This window comes from Caballeronia sp. dw_19, assembly GCF_018449515.1.
Lineage (GTDB): Bacteria > Pseudomonadota > Gammaproteobacteria > Burkholderiales > Burkholderiaceae > Caballeronia.
The window spans coordinates 1-1284 of sequence record NZ_JAAVUQ010000098.1 but is presented as its reverse complement, the minus strand read 5'-3'; the positions used below and the strand labels follow the sequence as shown (position 1 = coordinate 1284).

At 57.4% G+C, this 1284-nt stretch carries 1 protein-coding gene; it reads left to right on the top strand.

Features of this window, described 5'->3' with window-relative positions; genetic code table 11:
• Positions 1-131: 131 nt before the first annotated feature.
• Complete coding sequence (locus HB376_RS40565; RefSeq protein WP_213769304.1) at positions 132-1283, top strand: porin; 1152 nt, start codon at positions 132-134, stop codon at positions 1281-1283.
• Position 1284: the final 1 nt, after the last annotated feature.

Here is a 1284-nt window from a genome sequence, read left to right as displayed (position 1 = left end):
AAAACATTATTGCGTGAGACGCGCCTAAAGGGAATTCATCCGCGGGAATACACTGCGCAGCGGATCGCCAATAGATCATCGGCGATTACTTGAATATGATTCTGTCGCAATGTTTCGGAGCTTTAAAAATCATGAAGAAAACCCTCATCGCCGCGAGCCTCATGAGCGTGTTCGCCATCACCGCTCACGCACAAAGCAGCGTCACGCTTTACGGCACGCTAGATGCCGGCCTTGTGTTTGCAAACAACCAGGGCGGCCATAGCAACTGGCAACAAGGCAGCGGCTCGGTATCGAACACGTACTTCGGCTTGCGCGGCAGTGAAGATCTGGGCAGCGGTCTGCACGCAATCTTCACGTTGGAAAGCGGCTTCAACCTGAACAACGGCCAGTTCAGCGAAAACAATACGATCTTCAATCGTCAGGCTTTCGTCGGTCTGCAAAGCAACCAGTACGGTACGGTGACGCTGGGCCGTCAATACGACTCGGTGGTCGACTATTTGGCGCCGCTGTCGGAGGCCGGCGCAGGCTATGGCAACAACCTTGCCGCTCACCCGTTCGATAACGACAACCTCGACAACTCGTTCTCGGTCAAGAACGCAGTGAAGTACCAGAGCGCGAACTACGGCGGCGTGAAGTTCGGCGGCCTCTATGGCTTCAGCAACGCAGCCGGCCAATTCTCGAACAATCGTGCATGGAGCGCAGGTGCTTCGTATGGCAATGGTCCGCTGAGCGTCGCAGCCGCTTACCTGCAACTGAACAACTCAGGCAGCAACAACGTGGGTGGCGCTATATCACAAGGTGACGGCACGGCAGCGATCGCCGCACAACAGCAACGCACCTACGGCGCCGGACTTAACTACGCTTACGGCCCGGCTAACGTCGGTCTCGTGTACACGCATACGCAACTGGATGGCATCACCGGCGTGAACGTCGGCGGCACGACGCTGCCAGGCGTGGCCGGCACGAACCTGCATATGGACAACTACGAAGTGAATGGCCGTTATGCGCTGACGCCGGCCATAAGCCTTGCTGCTGCATACACGTTCACCGACGGCAAGGTATCGGGTTCGAACGGTTCGGGCGATCCGAAGTGGCAAACAGCATCGCTGCAAGGCGATTACTCGCTGAGCAAGCGTACTGACGTGTATCTGGAAGGCGTGTATCAGCACGCATCGGGTGAACTCGGCAACTTCGGTGCGAACGTTGCGTCGATCAACACGTTGTCGCCGTCCTCAACCGCCAATCAGACGGTCGTCGCGGTGGGCATGCGTCACCGCTTCTAAG

What these genes read in the sequence shown, in the direction of transcription:
- HB376_RS40565 (WP_213769304.1), top strand. Translation starts at nt 132, where the DNA reads ATGAAGAAAACCCTCATCGCCGCGAGCCTCATGAGCGTGTTCGCCATC.